At 64.8% G+C, this 24,647-nt stretch carries 18 protein-coding genes; 1 reads left to right on the top strand and 17 read right to left on the bottom strand.

The genetic code is table 11. The features are described from left to right. Nucleotides 1–113: 113 nt before the first annotated feature. The 13 genes from V7778_RS10265 to V7778_RS10205 form a co-directional block, all read right to left on the bottom strand. The gene (locus V7778_RS10265; RefSeq protein WP_335554823.1) at nucleotides 114–2,459 is read right to left on the bottom strand and encodes a glycoside hydrolase family 127 protein; all 2,346 of its coding nucleotides are present in this window, start codon (nucleotides 2,457–2,459) and stop codon (nucleotides 114–116) included. Continuing rightward, a complete protein-coding gene (locus V7778_RS10260; protein ID WP_335554821.1) occupies nucleotides 2,456–3,472 on the bottom strand; it encodes an arabinan endo-1,5-alpha-L-arabinosidase in 1,017 nt (338 codons plus the stop codon). Before V7778_RS10260 ends, V7778_RS10265 begins: the two co-directional genes overlap by 4 nt. A gap of 143 nt (nucleotides 3,473–3,615) precedes the next feature. After that, nucleotides 3,616–5,157, bottom strand: a complete 1,542-nt coding sequence (locus tag V7778_RS10255) for an alpha-N-arabinofuranosidase (protein ID WP_335554818.1) — start codon at nucleotides 5,155–5,157, stop codon at nucleotides 3,616–3,618. 17 nt (nucleotides 5,158–5,174) lie between these two features. Then, the gene (locus tag V7778_RS10250) at nucleotides 5,175–7,094 is read right to left on the bottom strand and encodes a glycoside hydrolase family 97 protein (protein WP_335554815.1); all 1,920 of its coding nucleotides are present in this window, start codon (nucleotides 7,092–7,094) and stop codon (nucleotides 5,175–5,177) included. Nucleotides 7,095–7,266: 172 nt separating this feature from the next. Further along, nucleotides 7,267–8,034: an SDR family NAD(P)-dependent oxidoreductase gene (locus V7778_RS10245; protein WP_335554812.1), complete on the bottom strand. Its 768-nt coding sequence runs from the start codon at nucleotides 8,032–8,034 to the stop codon at nucleotides 7,267–7,269. A 35-nt stretch (nucleotides 8,035–8,069) separates the two neighbouring features. Further along, nucleotides 8,070–9,641 carry an aldehyde dehydrogenase (NADP(+)) gene (locus V7778_RS10240; protein WP_335554809.1) on the bottom strand — a complete coding sequence of 524 codons (1,572 nt, stop codon included), beginning with the start codon at nucleotides 9,639–9,641 and terminating at the stop codon, nucleotides 8,070–8,072. Next, nucleotides 9,638–10,630, bottom strand: coding sequence for an AraD1 family protein (araD1, locus tag V7778_RS10235; protein WP_335554806.1), 993 nt, complete (start codon nucleotides 10,628–10,630; stop codon nucleotides 9,638–9,640). Before araD1 ends, V7778_RS10240 begins: the two co-directional genes overlap by 4 nt. A 120-nt stretch (nucleotides 10,631–10,750) precedes the next feature. Next, nucleotides 10,751–12,493: an IlvD/Edd family dehydratase gene (locus V7778_RS10230; RefSeq protein ID WP_335554803.1), complete on the bottom strand. Its 1,743-nt coding sequence runs from the start codon at nucleotides 12,491–12,493 to the stop codon at nucleotides 10,751–10,753. Between the two features lie 242 nt (nucleotides 12,494–12,735). Then, nucleotides 12,736–13,614, bottom strand: a complete 879-nt coding sequence (locus tag V7778_RS10225) for an SMP-30/gluconolactonase/LRE family protein (protein ID WP_335554800.1) — start codon at nucleotides 13,612–13,614, stop codon at nucleotides 12,736–12,738. 5 nt (nucleotides 13,615–13,619) lie between these two features. Next, on the bottom strand, nucleotides 13,620–14,693 hold the full coding sequence (locus V7778_RS10220) for an aldose epimerase family protein (protein WP_335554797.1): 1,074 nt from the start codon (nucleotides 14,691–14,693) through the stop codon (nucleotides 13,620–13,622). A gap of 16 nt (nucleotides 14,694–14,709) precedes the next feature. Next, a complete protein-coding gene (locus V7778_RS10215) occupies nucleotides 14,710–15,660 on the bottom strand; it encodes a glycoside hydrolase family 43 protein (protein WP_335554794.1) in 951 nt (316 codons plus the stop codon). Between the two features lie 67 nt (nucleotides 15,661–15,727). Next, entirely contained in the window at nucleotides 15,728–17,080 is a 1,353-nt protein-coding gene (locus V7778_RS10210; RefSeq protein WP_335554789.1) for an MFS transporter, read from the bottom strand. 75 nt (nucleotides 17,081–17,155) lie between these two features. Beyond that, nucleotides 17,156–20,047, bottom strand: coding sequence for a TonB-dependent receptor (locus V7778_RS10205; protein ID WP_335554785.1), 2,892 nt, complete (start codon nucleotides 20,045–20,047; stop codon nucleotides 17,156–17,158). 415 nt (nucleotides 20,048–20,462) lie between these two features. Between V7778_RS10205 and V7778_RS10200 the strand changes: the two genes are divergently transcribed. Continuing rightward, a complete protein-coding gene (locus V7778_RS10200) occupies nucleotides 20,463–21,479 on the top strand; it encodes a porin (protein ID WP_335554783.1) in 1,017 nt (338 codons plus the stop codon). A 116-nt stretch (nucleotides 21,480–21,595) separates the two neighbouring features. Here V7778_RS10200 and V7778_RS10195 read toward each other — a convergent pair whose 3' ends face one another. From V7778_RS10195 to V7778_RS10180, 4 genes are all read right to left on the bottom strand, one after another. Then, complete coding sequence (locus tag V7778_RS10195; RefSeq protein ID WP_335554780.1) at nucleotides 21,596–23,302, bottom strand: methyl-accepting chemotaxis protein; 1,707 nt, start codon at nucleotides 23,300–23,302, stop codon at nucleotides 21,596–21,598. A gap of 22 nt (nucleotides 23,303–23,324) precedes the next feature. Beyond that, on the bottom strand, nucleotides 23,325–23,804 hold the full coding sequence (locus V7778_RS10190) for a chemotaxis protein CheW (RefSeq protein WP_335554777.1): 480 nt from the start codon (nucleotides 23,802–23,804) through the stop codon (nucleotides 23,325–23,327). Nucleotides 23,805–24,124: 320 nt separating this feature from the next. Next, a complete protein-coding gene (locus tag V7778_RS10185; protein ID WP_335554774.1) occupies nucleotides 24,125–24,313 on the bottom strand; it encodes a hypothetical protein in 189 nt (62 codons plus the stop codon). Between the two features lie 135 nt (nucleotides 24,314–24,448). Further along, nucleotides 24,449–24,616 carry a hypothetical protein gene (locus V7778_RS10180; RefSeq protein WP_335554771.1) on the bottom strand — a complete coding sequence of 56 codons (168 nt, stop codon included), beginning with the start codon at nucleotides 24,614–24,616 and terminating at the stop codon, nucleotides 24,449–24,451. Nucleotides 24,617–24,647: the final 31 nt, after the last annotated feature.

Here is a 24,647-nt window from a genome sequence, read left to right as displayed (position 1 = left end):
GCGGGGATGACGTATTCATGGTGCGGGTGGAAAACGGGGTGCGTGATCGCTAACCCCCGCCTTCGCGGGGATGACGTATTCATGGTGCGGACGGAAAACCGCGTGCGTGATCGCTAACGAAGTAAGCGCAAGCCGTACAACCCACCCGCCACCGACCCTGGCCGCGCAACGAAACGCACACTTATCTTCCCCTGCGCCGCCACCCGCATCGCCTCCGGAATCGGATAATCCACCGTGTAGATCTCCTCCCTGGCATCCGCCGCCAGGGTGACCTGCGCCAGCAGCCGCCCATTGACCAGCACATCGAACTGCCGCCCCGCATCCGCCTTCGCAAAACTCAGGCGCAGCACTTTCGCTTCCTGCTTCGGATCGCTCAGTTCATAGCTGAACCATTTGCTCGCATGCCGCCAGTGCCGCCCGTTGTTGATCCCGGCCTCGCTCCCCTCCCCCTTGAAGAAGTGGTCCGATTCCGGCTGCTGCTCGCCCGGCGCGATCTGGTCGATGGTGCGGGCGTCCAGCGCCAGGCGCTCCGCCTCGCGGGCGGCGTTCGCAGCCTGGAGCTGCTGCAGTCCGGCCGGCGTCGAATGCTGCCAGTACATCGTGTAGCGCGACTCGTGCAGGCGGAAGAAGGGAATGAACTCGGTCCTGGCCCCGTCCGCGCCATGCACCAGCCCGGGCGCGGTGAAAGTCAGCGGTTTGCCTGCTACCTTCTTGAACCTGCGAATAAAATCCTTCGAATCGCTGACGAACATCGGCGCCGCCTCCAGGGGGCACATCTGGCCATTGGCGATATGCCCCATGCGCGAGTCGTCGGCCAGGAAGTCGAGCTTTTCGTCGGCGAACAGGCGGGTCTTGGCCGCCAGCACCACCGGGCCGTGCAGGACGGCGTAGTAATTCGACTTGTCCGGCATCTGCTCCAGGCGGGTCGTCATCGGCAGCTGGACGTCGACGCGGTCGCCCTTCTTCCACTCACGCGCGACGCTCACATAGCTGCCAGGCTGGCCATCGATCTTGACCGCCTTGCCGTTGACCTTGACCTGCATGCGGCCCGGCGCCACCCAGGCCGGATAGCGGATCTTCATGGTGAACTTGCCGCCCTGGTCCACGGTCAGGCGTGTGCTGTCCGCATCCGGGAAGCGCGTGCTCTGGGTCAGCCTGACGCCCCGTTCGCGCCAGTTCAGGGTCGAGGGAACGAACAGGTTGACGAACAAGGCGTCGCCCTCGTGGGCGTAAATGAACTCGCCGTACTTGGCATGGCTCTCGATGCCCGAACCCACGCAGCACCACATGCCCAGGTCCACCTGCGAATACACGCGGTAGTGGTTCGGCCGCATCGGGGTGAAGTAGACGAAGCCGCCGCCCGGCCGCTGGGACGACAGGATGTGGTTGTACAGCGCGCGTTCGTAGTAATCGCCATAGCCGCCCTTCTGCTCCGACTGGAACAGCATCTGGGTGAGCTTGAGCATGTTGTAGGTGTTACAGGTCTCCGGCCCCTCGACCTCGTTGACCATCGGGCCGAAGTCCTTCTGGTCGTGGAAGTGCTCCTTGACGCTGTTGCCGCCGATGGCCACCGTGCGATGCTCGATGACGGTCTGCCAAAAGAATTTGGCGGCCTTGTCCAGGTCTTCACGCTTTGCGAGGTCGGCGATGCGCTTGAAGCCGATCACCTTCGGGATCTGGGTATTGGCGTGCAGGCCGGTCAGCTTGTCCTCGCCCTTCTCCAGTGGTTCCAGGATGGCCTGGTGCGAGAAACGCAGCGCGAGCATCATGTACTTCCTGTCGCCCGTCATGTGGGCGACGTCGGCGAAGATCTCGTTCATGCCGCCATGCTCGCTGCGCAGCATCTGCTGCATCTGCTGCTCGGACAGGCGCGACGTCAATCCCAGCGCCCAGTCGGACAGCTGGACCAGCATCGCCTTCGCATCCTCGTTGCCGGCGTAGCGGTAGGCGTCGCGCAGGCCGGCATAGACCTTGTGCAGGTTATACCAGGGCACCCACTTGCCGTTGACGGAAAAGTTGTCCGCCTCCAGCTTGCCGGCCGCGATGTCGCGCCAGGCCTGGCGCCCGCCCGGAATGCCGCCGACGTAGCCGTCGCCGTTGGCCTGCTGCGCACGCTTGAGCTCCGCGACGAAGTAGTTCAGGCGGCGCAGCACTTCGCCGTCGCCGGTCGAGGCATGCATCAGCGCCAGCGCCGACAGGTAGTGTCCGCCCATGTGGCCATCCAGTCCCGTCGACTCCCAGTTGCCGTAGCCGGGCTTGCGCGGCTCCAGGCCGGCTTCGCGCAGGAAGGGCGCGAGCAGCCGGTCCGGCTCCAGCGCCATCAAGTAGTTGAGGTTGGTGGTCTGGGCGTCCAGGAAGGGACCGGGCTTGAGTCTCACGTCCGCCAGCGGGAACAGGTCTGCCGCCTGCGCCCATGCGCCGGCGACGAGTAAACTCAAAGCTGCGATCCCTGTCTTCATTTTTGCAGGCTGCTCTTGTAGCGGTTGAGGTCCTTCTGGTCCACCGTCGGCCAGCCATCCTGGTCCCACTTCATGTCCAGAACTTTCAGCTTCTGCAGATACTTGTCGGCCGTCTCGTAGGCGTGCAGCACCAGGTAGTCCTTGCCGTCGAAGGTGTAGGCGCTGTTGTGGCCCAGCGCACGCCAGTCGCTGTCGCCCTGGATCACGAGCGAACCGCCGCCCTTGGCCATGTCGACGCCATCGCGGTCGAGATAAGGGCCGGTGACCTTTTTCGAGCGGCCGACGACCACCTTGTAGGTGCTGTCCTTGGCCTTGCAGCACAGGTCCCAGGAGGCGAACAGGTAGTACCAGCCGTTCTTGCGGAAGATGAAAGGCGCTTCGATGTGGCCGGCGCCGGGTTCTTCGTCGGGGGTGAAGGCCGGGCGCTCGCGGCGGGCGATCGTGTGCCACTCCTGGGGCTCGGCCAGCCTGGTGCGGCTGGCGTCGAGCTTGACCAGCTTGAGGCCTGACCAGAACGAGCCGAAGGACATCCATGGCGTGCCCTTCTCGTCGTCGATGACGTGTGAGTCGATCGCGTTCCACAGGTCGCGGCCCGGCACCGATTGCAGCACCATGCCCTGGTCTTCCCAGCGGTAGTTCGGCGCGCGCGGGTCCAGCGTCGCGTTGGTCGTCACGCCGATGCCGGAGGTGTTCTTGCCGAAGCCGGAGACCGAGTAGTACAGGTAGTACTTGCCGTCGTGGTGGTAGATGTCCGGGGCCCAGATGTGGTCGTTGAAGGTCGGGGCGGCTTTCCTGGCCCAGGCGGGTTCCCCGGGGAAGACGCGGCCCTCTGGCTTCCAGCTCTTCATGTCGTCCGAGCTGTAGAAGGTGATGCCGGGGCCGGTGCTGAAGAGGTAGTACTTGTTGCCGTCCTTGGCCATGACGGGGTCGTGGACGCTGACTTGGGCGGCGAAGGCCGGCAGTGCTGCGGCGAGAGCCACCACGGCTGCCCCAATGCGAGTAATTAAAGACATCGCGCTATCCTGGTTCAAGTGAAAACGTTGTTAGCTGTAAAACCGTCATCCCCGCGCAGGCGGGGACCCAAGTTTAGCGTCTCGATAGCTCAAGCAAACTTGGATCCCCGCCTGCGCGGGGACGACGGTCTACAAGCTAACTATTAAGCATCAACCGCCACAACAATCACCGCTTTCGCCGGCACCTTCATAGTCAGCTTGCCATTAGCCGCCTTCGCGTTGTACGGCGCCGGCTTGACTGCCTGGGGCTTCTCGAAGGTGTTGTGCGCGTCCATGGCGTCGGCGGTCAGGATCTGGCCCGAGACACCGGTCACGTTCTGCCCACCCACGTTCAGGGTGATGTCGCTGGCGCGGGTCGGGTGGGTGTTCACCAAAGCGACATAGGTCTTGCCGTCCTTGCCGCGGGCAGCCGAGGCGCTGATGCCCGGCACCGACTTGCCGTTGCTCGAGTAGGCCACGTCGTTGTCCACCGCCACCGGCAGCGAGGTCGCATCCTGGAACGGGATGTACATCTTGTAGGCGTGGTAGGTCGGGGTCAAGAGCATCTTTTCCTTGTCGGTGATGATCATCGCCTGCAGCACGTTGACCATCTGGGCGATCATCGTCATGCGCACGCGTTCGGCGTGGGCGTGGAAGATGTTGAAGTTGACCGCCGCCACGACCGCGTCGCGGATGGTATTACGCTGGAACAGGAAGCCCGGGTTGGTGCCCGGCTCCACGTCGTACCAGGTGCCCCATTCGTCGACATAGAAACCGATCTTCTTCTCAGGATCGTTCTTGTCCAGGATGGCCACGTTGCGGCGGATGTGGCCGTCCATGCGCATGGTCTGCTGCATGGTCGAGAACCATTCCGATTCCGGGAAGCCGGTGGCGGCGCCCTTCTTCTCCCACACGCCGGTCGGCAGGGTGTAGAAGTGGAAGCTGATGCCGTCGGTGCCGCGTGCGGCCTCCTTGCTCAGCACTTCGGTCCACTTGGTGTCGTCGTCGTTGCCGCCGCTGGCGATCATCTTCGGACGCGCATTCGGCGGCGTCTTCAGGAAGGTGGCGTAGTGGTTGTACAGGTTGGCATAGTACTCCGGCTTCATGTTGCCGCCGCAGCCCCAGGCTTCGTTGCCGATGCCGAAGAAGGCGACCTTGTACGGCTCCTTGCGGCCGTTCTTGCGGCGCTGCTCGGCCAGGGTCGATTTGGTGTCCGAGGTCATGTACTCGAGCCACTCCGCCATCTCCTGCGGGGTGCCGGACCCGAGGTTGCCGTTGACATAGGCCTCGGTGCCCAGGATCTCGACCAGGTCGAAGAACTCGTGGGTGCCGACGGCATTGTCTTCCGCCACGCCGCCCCAGTGGGTGTTGACCTTCACCGGACGCTTGTTGCGGGCGCCGATGCCGTCGCGCCAGTGGTATTCGTCGGCGAAGCAGCCGCCCGGCCAACGCACCAGCGGCACCTTCAGTTCCTTCAGCGCGCCGACCACGTCGTTGCGCCAGCCGCGGGTGTTCGGGATCTTCGATTGCGGACCGACCCACAGGCCCTCGTAGATGCCGGTGCCGAGGTGCTCGGCGAACTGGCCGTAGACGTTCTTGTTGATGACCGGACCGGGCTTCGTGGTGTCGACCGTGACGCTCACCTGGGCAAAGGCCGGCAGTGCGGCCATGGCCAAGGCGACGAGGGTGGGCTTGAATACGTTCATGCGTGTCTCCTGGTGTTTTACTTGAATACGGCGATGAAGCCGCCTTGCGGTTTGATGCTGATCGTTGACTTGCCGGCCTTGATGGGGGCCTGCGTGAAGCTGCGTTCGGTGTCGCCGTCGGTCATCAAGCTGCCGGTGCGCCCGCCGAGGAAGGACAGGTCGAGCTCCACCTTGCGCTCGGCGCCGTCGGCGTTGATGCCCGCCACGTACCAGCTGTCGCCGCTCCTGCGCGCGATGATGGCGTAGCGGCCCGGATAGCCGTCGATGAAGCGCACGTCGTCCCAGCTGCGCGGCAGGTCCTGCAGCAGCGCCTTCACGTGACCGGGCGCGCTCGCCATGCCTTCCGGACGCTCGGCGAAGTGCTGGATCCCGGACAGGAACAGCACCGACTCGGCCAGCTCGAAGCCGTTGCGGGTGGAGCGCTTGATCTTGGGGATGTCGCCGAACACCATCGGGGTGAAGTCCATCGGGTCGAACAGGTTGCGGGCGAAGGGCAGCATGGCCGCGTGGGCGGGCACCGCGTCCTGGTCGGCCTGCTCGAAGGTCGTGAATTCCAGGCCGCGGACTGCTTCCACCGTCATCAGGTTGGGATAGGTGCGCGACCAGCCGCGCGGCAAGGTGGCGCCATGGAAGTTCACCAGCAGGCCGGCATCGGCGGCGTCCTTCAAGAGCTCGACGTAGTAGGCGACCATCGACTGGCCGTCCCCGGCGAAGAAGTCGATCTTCACGCCCTTGACGCCGAGCTCGCGCAGGCGGGCGAATTCCTTCTTGCGCTGGCCTGGCGTGAGCAGCGCGCTCTTGGGGCTGTACTCGGTCTTGTTCCAGGCGCCGGACGAGTTGTACCAGACCAGGATGCCGACTTTTTTCCCGTCCGCGTACCTGACCAGATCGCGCAGCTTGTCGAGGCCGATCTTGCGGTCCCAGTCGGCGTCGACCAGGGTGTAGTCCCATTTCATGTCGGCGGCGAAGTCGACGAACTGCTTCTGGGTGTCGAAGACCGTACCCTCGTCCTTCAGCAGCGCCCAGCTCCAGGAAGCATGGCCGGGCTGGACGCGCGCCTTGGCGAAGGGAATGCCTGGCGCGGCCAGGTCGGTGCCGAGCGTGGATTCGACCAGGGTCTTGAGCGAGCCGAGGGTAACGATGCGCCACGGGGTGACGAGTTCGCCCTTCACGCTGGCGAGCAGCGCACCGTTCGTGAAGACCTCGGGCGCCGCCGGCGGCGCGAGGCGGTAGACGCCGTTCGGCGACTCGGAAGCCAGGCGCGAGGCGTGGAAGCTGCCGTCCATGTTGGCTTCGGTCAGGGCCACCCAGGTGTCGCCCGTGCGGAACAGGGCCGGGAAGACCCAGCCTGCACCCAGCTTGGACGGCGTGCCGACCGGGATCTCGCGCTGGTAGTGTTCCTCGTAGGACGGGTTGGTGTTGCTCCAGCCGGTCTGGGCGACCGACATCGGCTGCAGCCAGGCTTTGCTTGCGGGATCGAAGGCGAAGCTGGTGGCCTCGGAGACGAACTGCTTGACGGCCAGCTTCGGCTCGCGCACCACGTAGCGGAAGGCGACGCCGTCGTTCGAGGCGCGGAACGTCACGTCCATCGCATGCCCCGCCGCGTTGCGCACGGTGTGGGTCTGTTCGTTGGCGCTATAGCTGATCTTGCGTTTCTTCGCCGTGGCGAGTTCGTAGGTGTCGCGCACCGGTTTGACCGGCGAACTGGCGGCGAGGCTCAGCTTGCTGGACAGGTCGGCGCCCTTCAGCTGGAGGCCGAGGGCGGATGCGAGGATGACCGGTTTGCCGTCGCGCGAGATGGCGTAGGTCAGCGCGCCGTCGGTCGAGATGGCGACGTCGACGCTGATGTGGCGGTCGGGGCTGGTCAGCGGTGCGGCGTGGGCCTGGGTGCACAGCAGGGCGATGGCGGCCAGCAGGGTGTGACGGGTTGCGTTCATGGCGGACTCCAAAACACCCCGTCATCCCCGCGCAGGCGGGGACCCAAGTTTGCATGCAGATCGAACACACTTGGGTTCCCGCCTGCGCGGGAATGACGGGTGGGTGAGCGGGGACGACTAGACGGATGCTGCACTGGTTGGCATCGCGCCAAACCAGAAAAACACTACCGGATCAAGTCCAACCCGCATCCACCACGAAGTCCTGCGCGGTGCACATCTTGCTGTCGTCCGCACCCAGGAAGAGCACCATGTTGGCGACGTCCTCCGGCATCAGCTTGCCCGGCAGGCATTGCGCCTTCTTGATCTCCTCTTCCGCCGCCGCATCGACCCACAGGTCGATCTGGCGCTGGGTCATGACCCAGCCCGGCGTGACGGTATTCACGCGCACCCCGAACGGGCCGAGGTCGCGCGCCAGGCTGCGGGTCAGGCCGATGACGGCCGCCTTGGTGGTGGCGTAGACCGGGTAGCCCGCGCCCTTGGCGTGCCAGGACATGGAACTGAAATTGATGATGGAGCCGCCGCCCTTTTTCTTCATGCCCTCCAGCACCGCCTGGATGGTGAAGAACATCGGGCGCTGGTTGATGGCGATGCGCTCGTTCCAGTAGTCGAGCGAGACATCCTTGATGTCGTGGCGCTGGTCGTTGGCGGCATTGTTGACCAGGATGTCGAAGTCGCCCAGCTGGGCGGCCAGCTCGGCCACCGTGCGCTGCAGCGCGGGAATGTCGGTGATGTCGCAATAGCGGAACACCGGCGCGTCGTGGCCCGCCGCGGCGAGTTTCGCGCACAGCGCTTCACTCGGCTGCCTGGCGATGTCCACGAAGGCCACCACGGCGCCCTGCTCCACGAAGGCGCTCACGATCGCCTCGCCGATGCCGGTGCCGCCGCCGGTCACGAATACTCGCTTGCCCTGCAAGCTGGGATACTTCGCCAACTGACTCATACTTGTCTCCATCTGTTCTTATTGTGCGGCCGTTTTTACTCTTTGGTCAACGCGCCGTCGCGGCGGCGCCAGGTGCCCAGCGGGTTGCCGTCGCGCAGGACTTCCGGCAGCAGCTCGGCCGGCATGTTCTGGTAGCAGACCGGGCGCAGGAAGCGGCTGATCGCGCCGGTGCCCACCGAGGTGCTGCGGCCGTCCGCGGTCGACGGGAAGGGGCCGCCGTGGACCATGGCGGTCGACACTTCGACGCCGGTCGGGTAGCCGTTGGCCAGGATGCGGCCGACCTTGCGCTCCAGGACCGGCAGCAGGGCCTTGGCATCCGCGTAGTCGTCCGGATCGATCTGCAGGGTCGCGGTCAGCTGGCCTTCCAGCACTTCCGCCACCTCGCGCAGCTGATCAAGACTCTGGCACACCACCAGCACCGAGGCCGGGCCGAAGACTTCCTCGTGCAGCTCGTGGCGGGTCAGGAACTCTTCCGCGCTGACGCGGAACAGCGCGGCGGCGCCCTTCCCTTCGTCATGGTCCAGGCGCGCCAGGGTGGTGATCGCTGCATTGTTCGCCAGCGCGTCGACGCCCTTGCGGTAGCTGTCGGCGATGTTCTGGTTCAGCATGACGGCCGCCTGGGTGGCGTGCAGTGCTTCCGTCGCGGCCTTGCAGAAGGTGGACAGGCCGGGGCCGTCCACCGCCAGCACCAGGCCGGGGTTGGTGCAGAACTGGCCGACGCCCAGGGTCAGCGAGGCGGCGAAGTTCTTGCCGATTTCCTCGGCGCGGTTTTCCAGCGCGTTCGGCATCAGGAACACCGGGTTAATGCTGCTCATCTCGGCATAGACCGGAATCGGCTGCTTGCGCGCCGCGGCCACGGCCATCAGGGCGGTGCCGCCGGAGCGCGAACCGGTGAAGCCGACCGCCTGGATCGCCGGATGGCCGACCAGGGCCTGGCCGATGCCGTTGCCGGTGCCCGTCAGCAGGGAAAACACGCCGGCCGGCAGTGCGCACAGCTGGACGGCCTTGGTGACGGCGCGCGCCACCAGTTCCGAGGTGCCGGGGTGGGCCGAGTGGGCCTTCAGCACGACCGGGCAGCCGGCCGCGAAGCTTGATGCGGTATCGCCGCCGGCCACCGAGAAGGCCAGCGGGAAGTTCGAAGCGGCGAACACGGCGACCGGGCCCAGGCCGATCAGGCGCATGCGCAGGTCCGGGCGCGGCGGCGCGCGTTCCGGCAGCGGGGTATCCAGGCGGGCGTCGGCCCAGGAGCCTTCGCGCAGCAAGGTGCCGAACATGCGCAGCTGGTTCACGGTGCGCATGCGCTCCCCTTCCAGGCGTACGCGCGGCAGGCCGGATTCGGCCATCGCGCGCTCGATCAGTTCGTCGCCGATGGCCAGGATCTGCTCGGCGACCGTATCGAGGAACCGGGCGCGTTCCTGGTCGCTGGTGGCGCGGAAGGTGTCGAAGGCTTCGCCGGCCAGGCGGCAGGCGCGGTCGATCTGGTCGGGCGTGACCATGTGGAAGGCGGGCTCCAGGTAGTCGCGGCGGGTCGGGTCCCAGGCCTTGAACGAACCGCCGGCGCCGCGTTCCTGGGCGCCGCCGATGATGGCTTCTCCGGTAATGCTCATAAGGTCTTCACTTTCGCAAATGGGGTGGCGTGGACGGCCAGCTTGTTGCGCAGGGCCGGGCCGAAGGTGGGCGACTGGACTTCGAAGGTCTCGCCGGCTTCCACCACGATGTTGTCGGCCACGCTCAGGGTCGCGGTACCGAAGAAGTGGATGTGCACGTCGCCCGGACGATTGAACAGGCCGTACTTGAAGTGGTGGTATTCGAGATTCGCGATGGTGTGCGACATGTTCTGCTCGCCGCTGACGAACGCCTTCTCCCAGCGCACCTGGCCATCCTTGCCATAGATGCGCGAGACGCCTTCGACGTGGGCCGGCAGTTCGCCGACCAGCAAGGCCGGGCCGACGCCGCAGTTGCGCAGCTTCGAATGGGCGAGATACAGGTAGTTCTGGCGTTCGGTGACGTGGTCCGAGAACTCGTTGCCGATCGCGAAACCGAGACGGTAAGGCTGGCCGTCGTCGCCGATCAGGTAAAGGCCGGCGATTTCCGGCTCTTCGCCGCCGTCGAGGGCGAAGTCGGGCATCTCCATGTCCTGGCCGCTGGCGCGCACGATCGAGCCATCGCCCTTGTAGAACCATTCCGGCTGCACCCCAGGGGTGCCCGCTGCGGGCTTGCCGCCTTCGACGCCCATGCGGAACATCTTCATCGAGTCGCTCAGGGTCTCGACGTCGCCGCCGATCTTCTTGTGCATGGCGTCGCGGGTGTCGGCGCTGCCCAGGTGGGTCAGGCCGGTGCCGGTGACGTAGCAGTGGGCGGCGTCCGGGTGGTCGAGCGGCGGCAGGATGCGGCCGGACTTGGCGACATCGTCGTAGTGAAAGGTCTCAAGACCGGCCGAGCTGTCGGCCAGTTGCGCCAGGCCTGCTCCGGTCGCGATCGCGGCGCGCGCCAGGTCCAGGGTGGTGGCGTAGCCGTTGACGACGCGGATGATGTTGTCGTGCAGGATGCCGACGCGGCGCTCCTTGGATTCGGTCAGAAATTGTACGAGCAGCATGGCCCGGTCTCCTTTGGGTTTTGGTGTCGGGATACGTGCGTTGAACGCGTCGGCAGCGAAGCTGCCGACCCTGCGCAGGGTGGGCGGCTCCGCCGCCGACGCGTTCAGCCAGCGTCCGGATTAATGCGAATGCTTGGGTACGGCGGAACCACGGCTGCCCACCAGGAAGTCGAAGTCGCAGCCTTCGTCCGCCTGCAGCACGTGGTCGAGGTAGAGCCGCTGGTAGCCGCTGTGCTGGACCGGCTTGGTCTTCTCCGCGCGGTCGGCCAGGCGGGCCTTGATCTCCTCGTCCGACAGCTCCACGTTCAGCGCGCCGCTGTAGCAGTCCAGCTGGATCATGTCGCCGTCCTGGACGATGCCCAGCGGGCCGCCGGCCATCGCTTCCGGCGCCACGTGCAGGACCACGGTGCCGTAGGCGGTGCCGCTCATGCGCGCGTCCGAGATGCGCACCATGTCGGTGATGCCCCTGGCCAGCAGCTTGGGCGGCAGGCCCATGTTGCCCACTTCGGCCATGCCCGGGTAACCCTTGGGACCGCAGTTCTTCATGAGCAGGACCGAGTTCTCGTCCACGTCCAGGTCCGGATCGACGATGCGCTGCTTGTAGTGGTCGAAGTCCTCGAACACCACGGCCTTGCCGCGGTGCTTCATCAGGTGCGGCGAGGCGGCCGAAGGCTTCAGCACGGCGCCGCGCGGCGCCAGGTTGCCGCGCAGGATGCAGATGCCGCCATCGGCGATCAGCGGGTTGTCCAGCTTGCGGATCACTTCGTCGTTGTAGATCGGCGCGTCCTGGCAGTTCTCCCACAGGGTCTTGCCGTTGACGGTCAGCGCGTCCTTGTGCGGAATCAGGCCGCCCTCGCCCATGCGGCGAATGACGGCCGGCAGGCCGCCGGCGTAGTAGAACTCTTCCATCAGGAAGCGGCCCGAAGGCAGCAGGTCGACCACGGTGGGGGTGCCCTTGCCGATGGTGGTCCAGTCTTCCAGCTCGAGCGGCACGCCGACGCGGCCGGCGATCGCCTTCAGGTGGATCACGGCATTGGTCGAGCCGCCGATGGCCGCGTTCATGCGGATCGCGTTCTCGAAGTTCTCGCGCTTGAGGATCTTCGACAGTTTCAGGTCTTCGTGCACCATCTCGACGATGCGGATGCCCGACATGTGGGCCAGCACGTAGCGGCGCGCGTCCACCGCCGGAATCGCGGCGTTGTGCGGCAGCGAGGTGCCGAGCGACTCGGCCATGCAGGCCATGGTCGAGGCGGTGCCCATGGTGTTGCAGGTGCCGGCCGAGCGCGAGTGGCCGGCTTCGGCGGACAGGAATTCGTGCATCGTGATCTGGCCGGCCTTGGCCTGCTCGTGCAGCTGCCAGACGGCGGTGCCGGAACCGATGTCCTTGCCGTTCAGCTTACCGTTGAGCATGGGGCCGCCGGTGACGACGATGGTCGGCAGGTCGACGCTGGCCGCGCCCATCAGGAGGGCCGGGGTAGTCTTGTCGCAGCCCACCAGCAGGACCACGGCGTCCATCGGATTGCCGCGGATCGACTCTTCGACATCCATCGCGGCCAGGTTCCGGGTCAGCATGGCGGTCGGGCGCAGGTTCGATTCGCCGTTCGAGAAGACAGGGAATTCGACCGGGAAGCCGCCGGCTTCCAGGATGCCGCGCTTGACGTGTTCGGCCAGCTTGCGGAAATGGGCGTTGCAGGGGGTGAGTTCGGACCAGGTATTACAGATGCCGATGATCGGCTTGCCCTGGAATTCGTGGTCGGGAATGCCCTGGTTCTTCATCCAGCTCCGGTACATGAAGCCGTTCTTGTCCTGGGTTCCAAACCACGCGGCGGAACGCAAGGGGGTTTTCTTCTTTTGCTCGGACATTCGTAGTTCTCCTCGTTATTCTTCGGCCTAGGGCAGCTTGTCACCACCCTGGTGTCTCCCGATCAGCGATGAGGAAGTCTAAAATGTGGCTAGATAACTTTCCAATCAATTTTTAGGCATCATTGATATCGGATTTCGTATCAATACAGTAGGGTCGGCGGGTTTCCCGCGGACGCGTTCAACCGGCACGGGCGCAAGCGTGCACACGTGCGTTGAACGCGTCGGCGGCGGAGCCGCCAACCCTACCGGTGGAGGAAGCGGTTTTCAGGCAGGCCGCGGACGTCGAGCGACTGGCGGAACAGCGCGCCGGAGAGCGGCGCGGCGGCGCGATCATTGGCCGTCATGCCAAGATGCGCGGAGGTGACATACAAGGTGGAGAAATCCGGCCCGCCGAAGGCCGGGCAGCTCGGCTGCGGCGCGGCCAGTTCCAGCACGCGGTCCAGGCGGCCGTCCGGGGCGAAGCGCATCACCTTGCCGGCGCCCCAGCGCGTGGTCCACAGATAGCCCTCGGCATCGATGCAGGATCCATCCGGTTCCCCCGGCGCCGCGTCTGCCGCCACGAAGGTATGCGTATCGCCCACCTCCCCGCTGCACGGGTTGTAGTCGGCGAAGCGGATCTCGCGCGTCGCGGAATCGGCGAAATACATGCGCCGCCCATTGGGACTGAAGCAGATCGAATTGGCGATGGCCGCGTTCCCGATCGGCAGGCGTTCCAGCGTGAGGTCCAGGTTCAGGCGGTAGAAACCGCCCAAGGCCTGCTTCGGGTTCTCATCCTGGTTGAACATGCCGAACACGAAGCGTCCCTGGCGGTCGCAGCGGCCATCGTTCAGGCGGGTCGCAGGAATATCCGATTCGACCTCGCAAATGCGCGTGACCTTCCCGCTCGAGAAGCTGAAGAAGGCCAGCCCCGAGGCCAGTCCCAGCAGCAGGCGGTCGTCGCTGCCGGTCAGGGCAAAGGAACACAGGCGTTCCGGCATCTTCCAGCTGGTGGTGCGTCCCGTGGACGGCGAATGCGACCACAGGGTGGCGGCCGGGATATCGGTCCACAGCAGGCGCCCCGTGCGCTCGCACCACAGCACGCATTCGCCCAGCTCATGGCTGCCGTCGATGAGCAGGTCCATCGAATTCACTCCTCCACCGCGAAGCGGAAGCGCGATTCGGTCTCGTACACCTGGCCCGGACGCAGGATCACGTTCGGGAAGGACGGGTTATTGGGCGAGTCCGGGAAATGCTGCGGCTCCAGGCAGAAGCCCGTGCGGTGCTGATAGGCTTGCCCCTTGCCCTTTAGCGACCCGTCGAGGAAGTTCCCGCTGTAGAACTGCACGCCCGGCTCCTCGGTCCAGAGTTCCAGCACCCTGCCCGATTGCGGCTCGACCACGCGCGCGGCGCGGGTCAGGGCTTTCCCATCAGGCTTGTTCAGCACGAAGTTGTGGTCGTAGCCCAGGCCATGGCGCAGCTGCTTGTCCGGCTGGCCGATGCGCTCGCCGATGGGGCGCGGCAGGCGGAAGTCGAAGGGCGTGCCTGTCACCGGGGTCAGCTCGCCGGTCGGGATCGATTCGGCGTCGATGGCGACAAACGCGTCGGCGTCGATGAGCAGCTCGTGCCCCAATATGTCGCCCTCGCCCGCCAGGTTGAAGTAGCTGTGCTGGGTCAGGTTGACCGGCGTCGGCGCGTCGGTGACGGCATGGAAGCGCACCACCAGCTCGTTGTCGTCGGTGAGCGTGTACACCACGGTGACGTCCAGGTTGCCCGGATAGCCTTCTTCGCCATCCGCGCTGCGGTAAGCCAGGCGCAGGCTGGCGCCCTCCACCGTGGCCTTCCACTTCACCTTGTGGAAGCCTTCCGGGCCGCCGTGCAGGTGGTTGTCGCCGTTGTTGACCGGCAGCTGGACCTCGCGGCCATCGAGCACGAAGCGGCCCTTGCCGATGCGGTTGCCGTAGCGGCCGATCAGGGCGCCGAAGTAAGGGCTGTCGCCGCGGTAGGGCTCGAGCGTGTCGAAACCCAGCACCACGTCGGCCAGCTTGCCGTTGCGGTCCGGCGCGTACAGCTCGGTGATGATGCCGCCGAAGTCGATGATCTTCGCTACCATGCCCCTGGCATTGGTGAGCGTAAACCGGGTAATGGGCGTGCCGTCGGGCAGCTGGCCGAACGGCGCTTGCGTGATGCCGGCTTGGGCAGCGGTTTGGGCAGCGGTGTGCACGTTGTTCTTGTCCTTCTTAATAAGTGGACGGCCGGCCGAAGACAGGCATGCCTGCCTCGTCCCAGCGCAGCGGTTTCACGAAGGTGTGGCGGTCCGGATTCCACAGCGGATCGCCGACGATCTCGGTATACGTGCGCGCATGGTAGACCAGCATGACGGTGTCGTTGTCTTCGGCATAGGTGAAGCTGTTGTGGCCCGGGCCGTAGATGCCATGATCGTAGCAGGTTCGCAAAACCGGCTCGCGCGATTTGGTCCACGATGCGGGGTTCAGCAGGTCGGCGTCCTCGTCGGCCCACAGCAGGCCCATCGCGTAGTTGTGGTCGGTGGCGCTGGCCGAGTAGCTGATGAAGATCTTGCCGTTGCGGCGCAGGACCGAGGGCCCCTCGTTGACCCGGAAGCCGATGGTTTCCCAATCGTATTCTGGCTTGCTCAACAGAATCGGCTTGCCCTCGATCTGCCAGGGGGTCTTCATGGGCGCGATGTAGAGATTCGAGTTGCCTTCGATCTCGTAGTCCTTCTGCGCCCACAGGTAGTAGAGCCGGCCCTTGTGGGTGAAGGTGGTGGCGTCCAGGCAGAAGCTGTCGATGCCGGTGTCGACCTGGCCCATGAATTCCCATTCGCCTTCGAGCGGGTTGGCGCTGGTATTGCGGATCGCGTACATGCGGTGCTGGAACAGCTTGTGCTTGATCTCGCGGCTGGGGGCGGCGGCGAAGTAGACGTACCAGGCGCCCTGGTTGAAGTGGATCTCCGGGGCCCAGACCAGTTCGGAGTACGGGCCGGTCTCGGGCTTGGTCCAGGCGGTGACCGTGGGGGCCGTGGCCAGGCCTTCGATGGTGGCGGCGCGGCGCAGCTCGATCTGGTCGTACAGGGGGACCGAGGCGGTGAAGTAGTAGTAGCCGTCGGTGTGCTTGTAGATGTAGGGGTCGGCGCGTTGTTCGATCAGGGGTTTCAGGACGGTTTCTTGCATGGTTAGTCTCGATTCAAAGTTTGCCTATCACCGGAGCGCCGGCCGCCGCGTTCAATCCGCACCTGCGTCACGTCGCAACGTATCCGTGCGCGCGCATGTCCTTCTTTACGCCGTCGTAATAATCGTCGCTGATGCGGTACTTGAACATCAGCGCCCCCATCAGGAAGTGGAACACGCCAGGAATCACCGACAGCATCAGCGCGATGCCCTGCAGCGCCAGGGCCGACTGCTCCTGGTTCGGCTGGTACTCGAAGACATTCAGGAGAATGCCCACCATGCCGCCCGCGATCGCCATGCCGGCCTTCTGGCACACCGAGATGCCGCCGAAGGCGAAGCCCGAGACGCGCTTGCCGGTCTTGACCTGGCCGTAGTCGATGGTCTCGGCGATGGCCGACCAGAACACCGGCGCATGCAGGTCCACCACCAGCGACAGCACGAAGTACAGGATAAAGGCCAGCATGATGTCGCCCGGCTGGACCAGCACGTAGATCATCACGCTCAATACCGCCACCATCAGCTGGGTGTAGCGGAACAGCTTGACCTTGCAGTAGAACTTGGTGGTCCAGGTGGACACCACCATGGCCAGGATCGCCGCCGCCACGCCGGTCGACAGGAAGGCCGAGACGGTGGCGGTGTCGCCTCCCAGGAAATACTTGGCGTAGTAGATCGCCACCGAGCCGCGGATCACGTAGCCGATGGTGCCGGTCACGCAGACGCCACACAGGATCAGCCACTGGTCGTTCTGCAGCAGCACCCGGACCTGGTCCATCAGCGGCTGCTTTTCCACCTTGTGCACCACGCGCTCGGTGGTGGTGAAGAAGCAGAACAGGAACAGGCCCACGCCCATCGCCGCCATCACCGCCATCGCGGCCTGGTAGCCGGCCGCCGGGTTGGCGCCGTCCCACCAGCTGGCCAGTACCGGCACGATGATCGTCACCATGAACGCGCCGATCTTGGCGAAGAACAGGCGGTAGCCATTGGCCGACAGGCGTTCCTGCGGGTCCGAGGTCAGGCCGCTGATCAGGGAAATGTAGGGAATGCCCACGCCCGCCGTCATCAGGGTCATCAGGATGTAGGTCGAATACGCCCAGACCAGCTTGGCGTCATAGTTCCAGTCCGGGGTACTGAACACCAGGAACACGCTCAGGCCATAAGGCACCGCGAGCAGCAGCAGCCACGGGCGGTAGCGCCCCCAGCGGGTCAGGACGCCGTCGGTGATCTGCCCCATGATCAGGTCCGCGATCGCCCCCACCACCTTCACCGCCACGAACAGCGCGGCCAGGTCGGCGGTCCGGAGGCCGTAGATGTCGGTGTAGAAGAAGGTGATGATCAGCATCATCGACGAGATCACCACGTTGAGCGCCATGTCGCCGGCGCCGAATCCCACTTTTTCGAGGGTGGAGAGTTTTTGAGTTTGCATGATTCGCGGTCCCTTCCAAACGATTCGGGGCACTGCCGGATACTACCTGCAGTGCCCCTGCTTTGCTGCCTTGCCTTACATCTTCCAGCGCAAGGCGACCGAGACCGAACGTCCGACCTGGACCGTACCGAAATTGGTCAGCTCTTGATTACCCGCATTGCCGAAGTGGTAGTACTGCCGCTGCATTTCGTTCGTCATATTGATAGCGGCGATATCGACCGAGGTCCTGTCGTTGATTTTGTAGGAAACCTGCATGTCCACGCTCTTTTCGGGATGACGCCAGATACCGATCGGATTGGCAAACAAGGCGGCTTCGTTGGCGGCCAGGAAGCCGGAGCGCCAGACATAGGACAAGCGCGCGCTGACCGGGCCCTTCTCGTAAGCCAGGGTGGCGTTATACGAGCGGTCGGACACCCCGAAGAACGGCGTCTCGAGCTGAGCGATGATCTCGCCGGCACTATTAGCCTCAGGAACGTTCTGCGACGAGCTGAGTCGGGTATAACTGCCCTGGAAGCCCAGACCGTCCAGCGGGCCCGGCAGCCACTTCGGGAAGTAGATCAAGCCGATCTCGACACCTTTGATCGTGCCGTCGGAAGCGTTGACCGGCGAGTTGATGACGTAGTCATAGCCGTTCGTATGGTCGCCGCCCGAGGTCGAGTCGCGGAACGGATCGTCCGCCGGTTCGACGTGAATCTTGCGGCGCAGGGGCACGACCAGGCCGTCGATCTTGCGCTTGAACAGCGTGCCGTAGAGCGCGCTGTCTTTCTGGAAGTACCACTCACCCGTCAGATCGAAGTTCGTCGACTGCGTCGGCTTCAGGTCCGGATTGCCGCCGGTGCCCGAGCCATACCCCACCCGCGACACGTCGTCAGCCAGTTGCAGGACAGGATTCAGGTCACCGAAGTTCGGGCGGCGCAGGGTCTTGCCAAAGTTGAAGCGCGTCACGACGTCCTGGGTCGGGTCGTAAGTCAGCGTCAGGCTGGGCAGGAACTTGCTGGTCGACTTGCTGGCGCCGGACGGCGTGACCGCCTTGGTGGTGGCATCGACCTTGTAGAAGGTCATGTCGGTATCCACTTTGGTGTAGCGCACGCCGGCATTGGCGCGCAGGCGATTGCCGAACAGCTCGCTTTGGAAATTCCCCATCAGGTAGAGATTGCTCGTCTTCTCCTCGATCTCGAAGGTCTTCTGCAGGCGCAGCTTGTCCGTCGTCAGGAAGTTGCCGTTGACCGAGTTATAGAGCTGTCGCCATTCGTCGATATGGTCGCGGATGGTGTAGGCGTTCGGCTCCACCCATGAGCGCGGAACGTCCGAGATGTCCGTGCCGAAGTTCGAGTTCGTAATGGAATACTGCGGACCCAGCGAGGCGAGGTTGCGGCCCAGGAAGGCCGATTGCGTCCGGTTGGCCTCCGACGCCTTGCGTACGTCGTGGCGCAGGCCGAACTGGAGCGTCTGCAGCGCACCCCAGTCGGCATCGAAGACGCCCCCCAGAGTGCCCGTCAAGGCGCTGCCCTTGTTGCGGTTGGCGTTATCGTAGAACTCCGCCACATTCCACTTGCTCGGGTCGGCCAGGTCGGCATTGTTATTGAAGCGGAATGCCGTATCGCCGCCGGCATTGAAGTCGACATCGATGGACGGTGCGACGCGATCGATCCGGGTGGCCGTGAATTGCGTGTCGAACTCGCTCGTCTGGTACGACAGATCACCGTCCAGCTTCAGCCGGTCGCCGATATTCCACTTGCCGTTCAGGGCGTACACGAAGGAATCGGTTTTCGAGGTGGTGTAGTCGCCGCTGTTGAAACCATAGACGTTGTTGACTGTGCGGGTCTTGATGACGTTCGTTCCCGGGAAGGTCGTGATCGTCCCCGCAGGGTTGCTGCCGAGATCGCCCCACCAGTCGACGAAGCTGAACAGCAGCTGATTGAAGGCCTTGTCGCGATAACCGTTGTACATCGACTCGAAGGTGTAGACCGCATCGCTGTTCGGCTTCCACTGCAAGGCGATATTCGCGGCGGGACGCTTGCGTTCGCCCTGGACGTCGCTCTGGAAAACGGCGTCGCGCGCCAGGTAATAAGGATACGCCTGGCCGTTGAAATTCAGCGTCGAACCCGCTGCCATCGGCAAGCCGGTACGGGTACCGGGCGCCCAGATGTTGTTGTCGAAGATGCGCTGCAAAGGCGTATACCCTGCCGGCACTTCGGCGGCGTTGGGGCTGGTGAACGGCACCATGGCACCCGGCGTCACGCTTTCATTGCGGTACTTCGTCTGGGTACCCGCCAGATTGACCAGGGCGCCGACTTCGCCGATGCCGGTTTCCCAGCGGTTGCTGAACATGGCGCTGAGCTGCGGGTTCCACTTTTTCGCAGGATCCAGATAGGTCTCGCGCGCCGAAATCGACACTTGCGAACCCTTGAAATCGAAGGGCCGCAGCGACTTGACATCGATTTGGCCTGCAATTCCGGTTTCCAACTGGCTGGCGTCGCGCGTCTTGTAAACGTCGATCTGGCGAACCAGGGTCGAGGGAATGTCCTGAAGCGCGACCTGCGTGCCCGACGCGGTGAAGATGTTGCGGCCGTTCCAGGTGGTCTGGACGTCGGGCAGGCCACGGATGGACAAGGCGCCGACTTCGCCACCGGCGCGGTTGGTGACCTGGATCCCCGTCACGCGCTGCAGCGCTTCGACGACATTGTTATCGGGGAGCTTGCCGATGTCTTCGGCAACGACCGATTCCACGACCTGGTCGCTGATGCGCTTGATCGCCAGGCTCTTGATGAGCGATGCCTTGACGCCCGTGACGACCACGGTCTGCGTGTCGCTCGGCTCCGTCGTTTCGGCGGCCGCGGCGGGGGAGATCTCCTGGGCGCCGACCGTGGCGGCGCTCATCAGTCCGGCGCCGGCGAGTGCGGCGACGGTGGCGCGCAACATGAAGGTACGGGTGGGCGCAGCTTGGCCCGATGCTAAGCGTTTCATACGTCTCCTCTGTCGTTATTTTGGTGCGCTGGCGCTGGCTACTCGCCGCTGCTTTTTTTACATGCTCGAGAGGAATGTTAGGCGCTGCACCGAGAACGATCCAATCAATTTTTCCGCCGTTCCGATACCGATTTAAGTATCGACAGCCGAGTATAATGATGTTAGCGCTATCGCTAGAAAGGCTGGAGTAAGCCACTCTGTATACGATTTGCAACGCCCGTTTTGAGGAGACACAATTAGCATAGGCATAGTGCCAAGGATTATTGGTCAAGCAATTGCACTGCTGTTAAGGTACGGGCAGTGGTTTCTTTTTCGCAACTCAGTCCGCCCTCTCTCAGGCGGAACAATGACAACCGCCATCCTTCATGTCATGATCGATAGGCAATATCAAAACCAACTATTGGAGAGAACATCCATGAAGTTCAAGATTCTTGCAGCCGCACTCGTGTCGACCCTGCCGCTGTTCGCCCAGGCGCAAACCAGCGTCCAGATCTACGGCGTCGCCGACGCCTCGATCGGCATCGAGGACACTGACGCACCGGGCGAAGACAACCGCTTCGTCGTCAGCTCGGGCACCCAGTCGACCAGCCGTGTCGGCTTCCGTGGCACCGAGGACCTGGGCAATGGCCTGAAGGCGCTGTTCAACTTTGAGGCCGGCGTCGCACTCGACAATGGCGCCGGCGACAGCGCCGGCCTGTTCCAACGCCGCGCGGTGGTCGGCCTGCAGGGCGCCTTCGGCACCCTCACCGTTGGCCGCGAATACGGCCCGATCGCAGCGGTAGCCCTCTCGGCTGACCCGCTGGGCCACGGCTTCTACGGCTCGACGCTGGGCGGCTTCGGCACCGGCCGCATGACCCGCCGCCTATCGAACTCGGTCAACTACAAGAGCGACGCGGTAAGCGGCGTCACCGTGCTGGCTTCGTATAGCGCGGGCGAGCGCTCGAATGACCCGTCGGGCGACCTGATGGGCGCGGCGATCGAGTACAAGAACGGCCCGCTGTACCTGGGCGCCGGCTACCAGCAGGTCGAGCGCCTGGTTACCGGCGACGACAAGGAATACGCTTTCGGCGCCGGCTACACCCTGGGCGCCTTCGACCTGCGCGCCGCCTACCTGGTGGCCGACCTGACCGGGCCGAACAACGAGTTCAAGTTCACCACCGTCGGCGGCTCCTACACCGCGGGTCCGAACCGCTTCTACGCCTCGGTGCACCAGCAGCGCATCGAATCGGGCGCGCGCGGCAATGGCTTCTCGCTGGCCTACACCTACACCCTGTCCAAGCGCACCAACCTGTACAGCAGCTACGGCAAGGTCCGCAACAACAGCCTGGCGGCATTCGGTCTGAGCTCGGCGGGCGGCACCTTCGCTCCGCCGGCGACCGCGCTGGGCGCCGATCCGACCGTGTTCAACGTGGGCGTGCGCCACTCGTTCTAAGCTTCGGCTTCCCGAGAACGCAAAAACGGCAAGCCCGAGGGCTTGCCGTTTTTTTTCGTGGGTACGGAACGCTGACGCCATCGTAGGGTCGGCGGCTCCGCCGCCGACCCTAGGTCTTAGAACTCTTCCCAGCCTTCCGACGACACGCTCGCCTTGGCCTTGGGCTTGGCGATCGCCGGACGCACCGCTGGCGGCTTCACGGACGGCTTCGCTGCGGGCTTTGCGGCCGGCAGCGAAGCCTGCACGGGCGCCTCGGCCACCGGCGCCGCTGCCGGCTCGGCGCCGATGCGGAACACCGACACCGCCTTGGCCAGCAGCGCGGCCTGGTCCTGCATCTGGCTCGAGGCGGCGGCGGCTTGCTCCACCAGGGCCGCGTTCTGCTGCGTGCCCTCGTCCATCTGCGCCACCGCCTGGTTGATCTGCTCGATGCCGGCGGTCTGCTCCTGGCTGGCAGCGGTGATCTCGGACATGATGTCCGTCACGCGGCGCACGCTCTCGACGATCTCCTGCATCGTGGCGCCGGCTTCGGACACCAGCTTGCTGCCGCTGGACACCTTGTCGCTCGACTCGCCGATCAGGGCCTTGATCTCCTTGGCCGCATTGGCCGAACGCTGCGCCAGGTTGCGCACCTCGCTCGCCACCACCGCGAAGCCGCGGCCCTGCTCGCCGGCGCGTGCCGCTTCGACCGCGGCGTTCAGCGCCAGGATGTTGGTCTGGAAGGCGATGCCGTCGATCACGCCGATGATGTCGCCGATCTTGCCGGCCGAGGCGTTGATCTCGCCCATGGTGCCGACCACCTGGCCGATCACCTCGCCGCCGCGCGCGGCGACGTTCGATGCCGCTTCGGCCAGCACATTGGCCTGGCGCGCGTTGTCGGCGTTCTGCTTGACGGTCGAGGTCAGCTCTTCCATCGAGGACGCCGTCTCTTCCAGCGCGCTCGCCTGCTGCTCGGTGCGCGAGGACAGGTCCTGGCTGCCGGCCGCCACTTCGGCCGCGGCCACGGCGATGGTGTCGGTGCCGGTGCGGACCGTGCCGACGGTACGCGCCAGGTTCTCGTTCATGTCCTTGAGCGCCTGCAGCAGCTGGCCGGTCTCGTCGCGCGTGCTGACCTCGATGCGGCTGCTCAGGTCGCCCGAGGCGACGGTGCGGGCCACTTCCAGCGCCTTCGCCACCGGACGGGTGATCGAACGCGTGATCCACCAGGCCACGGCGGCGGCCAGCGCCAGCGCCAGCGCACCCAGGCCCCACATCAGGATGGCCGTGTTGCGGTAGGTGGCGGCAGCTTCGGCGGCCGCATCCATGGCGATCTGCTTCTGCAGCGCGGTCTGGTCGGCCGTGACCTTCTTCAGGCGCAGCAGGAGCGGACGCAGCTCGCTCTTGAGCAGCGCGCGCGCGGCGTCCAGCTCGTCGATGCCGATCAGCCGGATCAGGCGGTCCTGGCCGCTCACATAGCTCGCCGTCTCGGCCTTCATCTGCGCCAGCAGTTCCTTGGCGCGCGGATTGGCCAGCGACTTGTCCAGCTCGGCGAGGATGCCGGTCATGCTGCGGCGATGCTCCATGATTTCCTCCGTCAGCGCCTGGCGGTCGGCCGGATCGTCGGTCAGCATCATGTTGCGGATCGCGATGGCGATATCGTTGATGTCGGCCTGCATCTTGCCGGTCACTTCGATCTTCGGCATGCGTCCATTGACGATTTCAGCAGTGCCCTCGTTGACGCGGGCCAGCATGGCGTTGCTGATCACGATCATCGCGATCAGCATGGTGCAGACGATGCCGAAGCCCAGGCTCAGGCGCTTGGCGATGCTCAGGTTGGCGAGGTTCATCTTGTTCTCTTCCTTTGTTGTCTTAGGCGGCGTTGCGCAGTTCGGCCACCAGGCCCAGTTCGTCGGATTGCATCAGCTTGTCGATGTCGAGCAGGATCAGCATGCGCTCGCCCACCGTGCCCAGGCCGCGCACGCAGTTGGTCTCGGCGCTCGCGCCCATGTCGGGCGCCGGGCGGATCTGGTCGTCGCTGAGGGTGACCACGTCGGACACGCTGTCGACCACCATGCCGATCACGTGCTGGGCGATGTTCAGGATGATCACGACCGTGAACGAGTCGTAGGAAGGCTCGCCCAGGCCGAACTTGATGCGCATGTCGACGATGGGCACGATCGCGCCGCGCAGGTTGATGATCCCCTTCAGGTGGGCCGGTGCGCTGGCCAGCCGGGTCGGCGCATCGTAGCCGCGGATTTCCTGCACCTTGAGGATGCTGATCGCGTATTCCTCTTTTCCAAGGCGGAACGAGAGTACTTCCTGTTCTTCCGCCGACTTAACCGATTCCATGTTTGCTCCAACTGTGAACTGCGAAATGTAACGTCTTGTTACCTGGCAAGATACATTACGGCGAAGCGGCCGCGGAATCGATGGCGGAATGGAAAGGCATGTGAAATATTCCCCTTTTTTACTGGGCCATATGGCGTGCCTGCAACGGTCGAGCCGGCGTGGCGCAAAGACTTAAGCCCATCTGTGGCCATCCAGACAAGGCCGCGGATCTACTGAAACAGCCGATTGTCCGATAGCACGTAGAATCTCCCCGTTCAGTGCCTCCTGGATAAGAATGTGACCGGCTCCCACGCTCCGCTTCCCCGCAGGCCGCTGCGGGCCTACCTGCTGTGGCTGGTCCTGGCCACGCTGCTGCCCGGGATCGTCGGCGCCTCGCTGCTGTTCTTCCACCAGTACCAGAAGGCGCGCGCCCAGTTCGAGAAGAACACCATGCAGACCGTGCGCGCCCTGGTCCAGACCGTCGAGGGCAAGCTGCTGCAGGGACGGGCCATCGCCCAGACCCTCTCCATCGTCGACGCCCTCGCCCAGGAAGACTTCGCGCGCGCGCACCTGCAGGCCCGCCAGGCGCTGTCCTTGAGCGGCGCCGGCATGAACGCGGTCGTGCGCGACCGGCGCGGCCAGCAGTTGATGAACACGGCGGTCGACTACGGCGTCCCGCTGCCGCTCGACCATTCTCCCCAGATCGACAAGGTCTTCGCGACCGGCAAGCCGTCGGTGGCCGACGTGTTCAAGGGCGCCGTGCGGCGTGAGCCGACCGTCAGCATCGACGTGCCCGTGCTGGTGCGCGGCCGCATCGAGTACGTGCTGAGCATCGGCTTGCGCGCCGACTACTTCGCGGACGTG

Source organism: Massilia sp. DD77, from assembly GCF_036961685.1.
Lineage (GTDB): Bacteria > Pseudomonadota > Gammaproteobacteria > Burkholderiales > Burkholderiaceae_D > Telluria.
Note: the sequence above shows the minus strand (reverse complement) of the source record. Positions and strands in the feature narration are given on the sequence as shown.